Annotated in this window: 6 protein-coding genes; all 6 read left to right on the forward strand. The window is 66.5% G+C overall.

Annotated elements, in window-relative coordinates:
• Positions 1-370: 370 nt before the first annotated feature.
• Positions 371-3,229: a DNA/RNA non-specific endonuclease gene (locus V8324_RS20535; protein WP_336421761.1), complete on the forward strand. Its 2,859-nt coding sequence runs from the start codon at positions 371-373 to the stop codon at positions 3,227-3,229.
• Between the two features lie 389 nt (positions 3,230-3,618).
• Positions 3,619-6,438 carry a molybdopterin oxidoreductase family protein gene (locus tag V8324_RS20540; protein ID WP_336421762.1) on the forward strand — a complete coding sequence of 940 codons (2,820 nt, stop codon included), beginning with the start codon at positions 3,619-3,621 and terminating at the stop codon, positions 6,436-6,438.
• Positions 6,435-6,584 (forward strand): hypothetical protein, encoded by a 150-nt coding sequence (locus tag V8324_RS20545; RefSeq protein WP_336421763.1) that lies wholly within the window; start codon positions 6,435-6,437, stop codon positions 6,582-6,584. The genes V8324_RS20540 and V8324_RS20545 overlap by 4 nt, the downstream gene beginning before the upstream one ends.
• The gene (locus V8324_RS20550; RefSeq protein ID WP_336421764.1) at positions 6,581-7,327 is read left to right on the forward strand and encodes a 4Fe-4S dicluster domain-containing protein; all 747 of its coding nucleotides are present in this window, start codon (positions 6,581-6,583) and stop codon (positions 7,325-7,327) included. Before V8324_RS20545 ends, V8324_RS20550 begins: the two co-directional genes overlap by 4 nt.
• Before the next feature lies 1 nt (position 7,328).
• Complete coding sequence (locus V8324_RS20555; RefSeq protein ID WP_336421765.1) at positions 7,329-8,201, forward strand: dimethyl sulfoxide reductase anchor subunit family protein; 873 nt, start codon at positions 7,329-7,331, stop codon at positions 8,199-8,201.
• An 8-nt stretch (positions 8,202-8,209) separates the two neighbouring features.
• A partial coding sequence (locus V8324_RS20560; protein WP_336421766.1) for a hypothetical protein occupies positions 8,210-8,452 on the forward strand: 243 nt, incomplete at its 3' end.

The raw sequence follows: 8,452 nt of genomic DNA on the forward strand, positions 1-8,452 counted from the left end.
ATCGACGGTCGCCGCCCAAGTCACCACCGGCCGCGCGCTGCGCTACGCCGGGGGCTCGGCGCGCGGCCTCCTACACCAATCGTTGGGACACTGCCTGCCGATTTACCGCCGGATCGGCTGACAGGAGGTTCCAACGGCACGCGCAACGCCAAGCAGCCCCAGGCGGGCAGTGGCCGGACAGAAGCCGCATCGGCGGTGAGACGAATGAGGACGGGAGTGCAAGACATCAGCCCTGGCAACCGAGGCAACCTCCGCAGCGCACCCAAGGAAACACTTGATCTGCGCCTTGGATCGGACAATCCTGATATTCGCTGTTTTGCCAGTCGAGAAAACCGTTTCAAAAACACATTTATCCTCAAAGGAGTCCGCGATGACGCCGGAAGAGTTCTTTGCCGCCCTCGACGCCGCCGAAACCGAAGAAGAGATGCAGGCGCTTGCCGCGCAATTCACCGATGGCGGGCAGCCCGCCTTGCCCTTTCAGCCCGATATCCGCCTGATCGGGCAGGATCCCGCCTCGCCCGAAGAGGGACAGGTCGCGATGGCAGCCGCCAATGCCTGGTCGCGCAAGCTTCGCTGGATGGCGTTTCGCCGCCGCATCCGGCAGGGCTATGGCGGGCCGGTGATCGTCTCGGAAGGCGACAGCTGGTTTCAATATCCCATCCTCTTGCGCGACGTGATCGACAATCTCAGCAAACCCTTCGCTGTCCATTCGCTGGGGGCGGCGGGCGATACCCTGTCGAACATGCGCGGCATGGGCGAATATCGATCCGCCATAGCCGACAGCAACGCCACTGTGTTCCTGTTCAGCGCATCGGGCAACGACGTGCTGGGTGGCGGCAACCTCGCCGCGTTGTTGCACGCGTTTCGCCCGGGGATGGAGCTGGGCGATGTGTTGCGCGCCGACGCAGTCGCGCAGATGCTGGACGTGATCGAGCGCGATTTCCAGGCGATCATCGCCGATGCGACGGCGACAGAGCCGCGCTTGCAGGTATTCTTTCACGGCTATGACCGGCCCGTGCCGCGGCGCGGCGGCAAATGGCTGGGCGGCCCGATGGAGGCGCTGAGGATTCCGCCGGGGCTGCAGCAGATCGTCGTCGGGCATCTGATCGATCTGCTCAACGTGCGGCTGGCCCGTGTCGCCGCGCGCTTCCCGGGGCGGGCGCATCACGTCGATTGCCGCGGCCGCGTCGGGGCCTCGGCGGCCAGCTGGTACGACGAACTGCACCCGCGCAACCCCGGCTATGCGCGGGTGGCGGCCCTGTTCCAGGCCCAGATCGCACAGGCCGACGAGATCGCGCCGCCGCGGGCGGTGCCGCGCATGCCCTTCGAGACCGCGCAGGAACCGATCACGCAGGTCGATCGCGCGCTGGCGCGGATCGACCCCACCGATGAGGCCGGGAGTGGCCCGGTCCCGCCCGATCACGAGGCGGCGGGCAGGCACCTGTCTGCGATGGATCTGCATATTCTCGACGAGTTTCGCGAATTGCAGCGCGAACTTGCCCGCCCCGACAAGCCCCGGCGCCTGCGCGCCCGCCGGCACATGGTGCCGCAGGATGACGAACGGGCCTTCGAGCGCATTCTCGGCCGGTCCAACCTGTTCCCGGTCAATTACCTCAGCCGGGGCGCGCGCAAGGCGGCGTCGGTCGCGAAGATCCAGCTTTTCGTGCGCGGAGAGATCCCCAGCGGCTCGGGATCGGGATTCCTGGTGGGCCCGGGCCTGATGCTGACCAACAACCACGTGATCGCCAGCCGCGATGCGGCGCGACGCGCGCGGGCGGTGTTCAACTATCAGGACGATGACCGCTTCCAGCCGATGCCGACCCAGACCTTCGAGATCACCGATGACGTGTTCTTCACCTCGGACCGGATGGCGCTGGATTTCACCTTCGTCTCGGTGCGGCCCGACAACGAGGCGGGCGACACGCTCGACGCGTTCGACCCGTTCATCCTGATCGAGGAATCGGGCAAGGCCGTCAAGGGAGAGCCGGTCTCGATCATCCAGCACCCGCGCGGCGACCGTAAATCCATCGCCCTGCGCGACAGTTCGATCCTCGGGGTCAAGGGCGACTTCATCTATTACAGCACCGACACCGAGCCGGGCTCGTCCGGGGCGCCGGTGCTCAACGATCAATGGCTGCCGGTGGCGCTGCATCACCGCTCGGTGCCGCACCCGACGAATGCGGGCGAATGGATCGCCAATCGCGGCATCCGGATCAGCCAGATCTTCCGCGTGCTGCGCGAGGCGGCGGCGGCCGGCGACGGCGATGCGAACACCGTGCTGCGCCTGATCGGCGCGGAGTCTGCGGAAATCCCGCAGGCGCCCCTCGAGGCGCCACCCATGCGCCGCGGCGAGGCCGGGTTCATCCCCGGTCCCGAGGACGCAGCGGGCGATCTGCCCGTCAGGCCCGCCGAGGCGATGTTTGCGCCCGATCGCTGGCACGGGGTGGCGGGCTACGATCCCGATTTCCTCGGCCGGCCCGTGCCGTTGCCGCTGCCGCCGGACGGGCGCGATGTGCGCGAGGTGGACGGGCGCCCCGACCTGCCCTACACGCATTTTTCCGCCGTGATGCACGCGACGCGCAGGCTGGCCATGGTCACGGCCTGCAATATCGACGGCACACGGGTCAGGCGGCTGCCCCGGCAGGGGACATGGCGGCTCGACCCGCGCCTTCCCGCCGAGGCGCAGATCGACAATGCGGCCTATGTGTCGAACGACTACGACCGCGGCCACCTCGTGCGCCGGGTGGCGCCGATGTGGGGCACCGAGGACGAGGCCCGCCGCGCCATGGCCGATACGTTCCACTACACGATCTGCGCGCCACAACATGCGCGGCTCAACCAGCGGCCCTGGCTGGAGCTGGAGAATTACCTGCTCGACTGGGCCGAGGAACGCGCCGCGCGCATATCGGTCTTTACCGGCCCGATATTCCGCGCCGACGATCCGTTCTATCGCGGGCTGGTGCATGTCCCGGCCGATTACTGGAAGGTCGCCGTGGCCGAAACCCCGGCGGGCCTGCGCGCGGTGGGCTATCTGCACACCCAGAAGAACCTGATCCCAGACGTACTCGAGGCGTTCGGCGATTACGCCACGCACCGGGTGCCGCTGCATGTGATCGCCGAGCTATCGGGGCTTGATCTCGAACCGGTGCAGCCCTTCGACGTGGCCGGCGGCGGGTTCGAGTCGGTGGCGGCCAGGCCGATGATGGGACGAGAGGATATCGGGCTGTAGCGCGTGGGGCCGCGCGATCGAGGTGTTTTCGGGTAACTGCCGGGCCACAAAAAGCGACACGACGTTCGATGCCCATCTCTGTCGACCGTGAGGCCAGAGGTGGTTCGGTCGTCGCGATCCGGCGTGGCGACATCGGCAGGGGGCCGGAAGCTGCCGGAAAGATCGAGGATCCTGCATAGTGTGGCGGCCCGGACGGCATGAATCGACTGGCCGGCAAGCCCGGTTGGCCACAAGCCACCCTTGCGCGACCCACAGGGCGATTGGGCCGCCAGGCCGCAATACCACGGTCACAATCAGACGATCCTTGAGAAAATAAAGTTTGACAGGAACCTGTCGCGGCTGGATGTCTTCTGTCCTACCGTTAGGCTCGAGCAGGACAAAGGCCGGACATGACGCATCAATCGCGCCTCGACACCTCTCCACATGTCTCCGACGAGGTGCGCAAGACCACCTGCTACATGTGCGCCTGCCGCTGCGGCATCGACGTGCACATGAAAGGCGGCGAGGTGGCCTATATCGACGGCAACCGCGACCACCCGGTGAACAGGGGCGTGCTCTGTGCCAAGGGGTCGGCGGGCATCATGCAGGTCAACGCGCCGTCGCGCCTGCGCGCGCCATTGAAACGCGTCGGCCCCCGCGGCGCGGGCGCGTTCGAGGAAATCTCGTGGGACGAGGCCTTGCAGATCGCGACCGACTGGCTGGATCCGATCCGCAAGACCGACCCTTCCAAGCTCGCCTTCTTCACCGGCCGCGATCAGTCGCAAAGCTTCACCAGTTTCTGGGCGCAGAATTTCGGCACGCCGAACTATGCCGCGCATGGCGGCTTCTGCTCGGTCAACATGGCCGCCGCCGGCATCTACACGATGGGCGGCGCGTTCTGGGAATTCGGTCAGCCGGACTGGGACCGCACCAAGCTCTTCATGCTGTTCGGCGTGGCCGAGGACCATGACAGCAACCCGATCAAGATGGGGATCGGCAAGCTCAAGGCACGGGGCGCGCGCGTGATCGGTGTCAATCCCATTCGCACCGGCTACAACGCCGTGGCCGATGACTGGGTGGCGATCACACCCGGCACGGACGGGCTTTTCATCCTGTCGCTGGTGCATGAACTGATGCGCGCGGGAAAGATCGACCTCGACTACCTCGCGCGCTACACCAACGCGCCGGTCCTGGTGAACAGCGATCCGACCTCGGCCGAGCACGGGCTTTTCCTGCGCGACGCGGACGGCAAACCGCTGGTCATCGACCGCGTGACCGGTCAGCCCGCCGCGTTCGACACGCCCGGCGTGCGCCCCGATCTTGCGGCGACGCATGAGGTGGGTGGGATCACCCACCGCCCCGTCATGCATCTGATGGCCGAGCGGTATCTCGACGCGCAATACGCCCCCGAGGCGGTGGCGGACCGCTGCGGCATCCCTGCGCCCAGGATCCGTGCCATCGCCGCCGAACTGGCGCGCGTGGCCTTCGACGAGGCGATCACCCTCGATCAGGAATGGACCGATTTCCGCGGCGAAACGCACCAGACGATGACCGGTCGCCCGGTCAGCTTTCATGCCATGCGGGGCATCTCGGCGCATTCAAACGGCTTCCAGACGGCCCGCGCGCTGCACGTGCTGCAGATCATCCTCGGCACGATCGAGGTGCCCGGCGGCTTTCGCTTCAAACCGCCATACCCAAAACCGGCCAGCGCCCATCCCACCCCGCATTGCCACAGCAAACCCGATTGCCCGCTTGACGGCCCGCATCTGGGCTTTCCGCGCGGCCCCGAGGATCTGGCGCTGAAGGAGGACGGCAGCCCCGCGCGCATCGACAAGGCCTTTACATGGGAGAACCCGTTATCGGCGCATGGCCTGATGCACATGGTGATTTCCAACGCCCATGCCGGTGATCCCTACCGGATCGACACGCTGTTTTTCTACATGGCCAACATGTCGTGGAACTCGTCGATGAATACCGGCGGCGTGATCGACATGCTGACCGATACCGACGAGACCGGCGAATATGTCATCCCGCGGATCATCTATTCGGATGCGTATAGTTCGGAAATGGTCGCCTATGCCGACCTGATCCTGCCCGACACCACCTATCTGGAACGACATGACTGCATCTCGATGCTCGACCGCCCCATTTGCGAAGCGGATGCGGCGGCGGATGCGATCCGGTGGCCGGTGGTCGAGCCCGACCGGGACGTGCGCGGCTTTCAGACCGTGCTTGTCCAGCTTGCCAACAAGCTGAAATTGCCGGGATTCACCGCCGAGGATGACACGCCCAGATATGCCGATTACGCCGATTACATCGTGTCCCATGAACGCAAGCCCGGTATCGGCCCGTTGATGGGCTTTCGCGGCGACGGCTCTAAGACCGGGCGCGGCGCGCCCAACCCCGATCAACTGCAGCGCTACATCGCGAATGGCGGCTTCTTCGTCAGCCACATCCCCGAGGGCGCCAATTACTACAAGCCGTGGAACAGGGCCTATCAGGACTGGGCCGTGAAGACCGGCATCTATGATGCGCCCCAGCCCTATCTCTTCGATCTCTATGTCGAGCCGATGCGCAAGTTCCAGCTTGCCGCCGAAGGCCACGGGCCGCGCCAGCCGCCCGACCATTTGCGCGCGCATGTCAGGGCCGCGATGGACCCGCTGCCGCACTGGTCCCCGCCACTCGAGGACGATCACGTCGACACGCGCGACTTCCCCCTTCACGCGCTCACGCAGCGCCCGATGGCCATGTACCATTCCTGGGGCACGCAAAACGCCTGGCTGCGCCAGATCCACGGGCACAATCCGCTCTACCTACCCACCAGGGTTTGGGCGCAGCACGGCTTTGCCGCCGGCGACTGGGCGCGCGTGACCTCGACGCATGGCGAGATCGTGGTGCCCGTGGCCCACATGGCCGCGCTCAACGAGCACACCGTCTGGACATGGAACGCCATCGGCAAGCGAAAGGGAACATGGGCGCTCGACGCGGGCGCCCCCGAGGCCACGCGGGGTTTCCTTCTCAACCACCTCATCCACGAGCTTCTGCCTGAACGCGGCGACGGGCTGCGCTGGTCGAATTCCGACCCGATCACCGGGCAGGCCGCGTGGTTCGACCTGCGCGTGAGGATCGAGAAAGCCCCCGCGCCCGCAGAAGCGCAGCCGGCCTTCGCGCCGATCAAATCGCCCGTCGGCCCGGGCCCCGATCATCTGGCATGGAAGGTTGAGAAATGAGTGGCAAGGCCCTGACACTGCTGGCCATTCTGGCCTTTGTCGCTCTCGCGATCGGCTCGTTCATCTGGTTCATCGCCACGTGGGACAAGAGCCGCGAAGAACCGGTCGGCCACCGCTCCCCGGCAGTCGAGGAGCGCCCCGCATGACCACCCTTCCCGAAACCACCGATCGCAAGCTCGGCCTCGTGATCGACCTCGACACCTGCGTGGGCTGTCACGCCTGCGTCATCGCCTGCAAGGGCTGGAACACCGAGAATTACGGCGCGCCGCTCAGCGATCAGGACCCGTACGGCGCCGACCCGACCGGGACCTTCCTCAACCGCGTGCACAGCTACGAGGTGCAGCCAGAGGCCGGCACAGCACAACTGGTGCATTTCCCAAAATCCTGCCTGCATTGCGAGGATGCGCCCTGCGTCACCGTCTGCCCCACCGGGGCCAGTTACAAGCGGGTGGAGGACGGCATCGTTCTGGTGAACGAGGCCGACTGCATCGGCTGCGGCCTCTGTGCCTGGGCCTGCCCCTACGGCGCGCGCGAAATGGATGCGGCTGAGGGCGTGATGAAGAAATGCACGCTGTGCGTCGATCGCATCTACAACGAGAACCTGCCCGAGCAAGACCGCGAACCGGCCTGCGTGCGCACCTGCCCGGCCGGGGCGCGCCATTTCGGCGATCTGGCCGACCCCGACAGCGGCGTGAGCCGGCTGGTGGAGGCGCGTGGCGGTATCGACCTGATGCCCGAACAGGGCACGAAACCGGTGAACCAGTACCTGCCGCCCCGACCCCGGGACCGGCTCGGTCACGCCCCGGAGACAGCCGCGCCGGATGCGCCGGTGGCGCTTGACGCCCAGGGGTTCCTCGGCTGGCTCGACCGCACGCTGGACAAGATCTGAGATGCACCCGGCACCTTCGGTCATCGTCTTCACCACGCTTTCGGGGCTCGGCTTCGGGGTACTGATCTGGCTGGGCCTCGGCCTGCCCCCGGTCACCGGCGGGGTGGCCTTCGCGTTCTTCGCCATCGCCTACGGGCTGGCCGTCGGCGGGCTGATCGCGTCGACCCTGCATCTCGGGCACCCGGAACGGGCCTGGAAGGCGTTCAGTCAATGGCGCTCCAGCTGGCTGTCGCGCGAGGGCGTTTGCGCGGTGGCCGCATTGATCGTGATGGCCATCTATGGCGCGGGGCTGGTGTTTTTCGACGCCAGACTGGCCGCGCTCGGATGGCTTGGTGCTGTGCTTTCGCTGGCCACGGTGTTCACCACCGCGATGATCTATGCCCAGCTCAGGACCGTGCCGCGCTGGAATACCCTGCTGACGCCCGCCCTGCTGCTCGTGATCTCGCTTGCGGGCGGGGCGCTTCTGGCCGGTCAGGTCAGCGCCGCATTGGTGCTTTTCCCCGTGGCCGCCGCGCTGCAGATCCTGTGGTGGGTGCGCGGCGACAGGGCCCTTGCCACCAGCGGCACCGACATGGCGACCGCCACCGGGCTGGGCGACGCGGGCACCGTCCGCGCGTTCGAGCCGCCCCATACCGGCACCAACTACCTGTCGCGGGAAATGGTCCACCTTGTGGGGCGCAAACACGCGCTCAAGCTGCGCATCCTTGCCTTTGCGCTTGGATATGTCCTGCCCATCGCGCTGTTGCTGTTGCCGTTCTCGCATGCCCTGGGCGTGCTGGCCGTGCTGACCCATGTTGCCGGCATCGCCGCGTCGCGCTGGCTGTTCTTCGCCGAGGCGGAACACGTGGTGGGCCTCTACTACGGCAAGCGCTGAGCCACGGAGTGTTTCAGGATGTTCGCAACCGTCTCGCGGTCGATCCCGAGCACCCGCGCCGCTTCACTCTTGCGGTCGCTTCGACATGGCACTTCCGGCGCAGCCGGTTGAAAAGTTACAGACTCCATCTCCCCGCCCTCGGCTGGTTCGCCGCGGCCTTGTCTTATCAATTTCGCGGGTTCCCGGAGGAGAAGGGAGCCACTGCCGGCCACGCCATTTATGGCGGGCAGTGGCGGCGGTTGGATCGAGGA

The sequence above is a fragment of the Roseovarius sp. D22-M7 genome (assembly GCF_037083785.1).
In the GTDB taxonomy this organism is placed as follows: domain Bacteria; phylum Pseudomonadota; class Alphaproteobacteria; order Rhodobacterales; family Rhodobacteraceae; genus Roseovarius.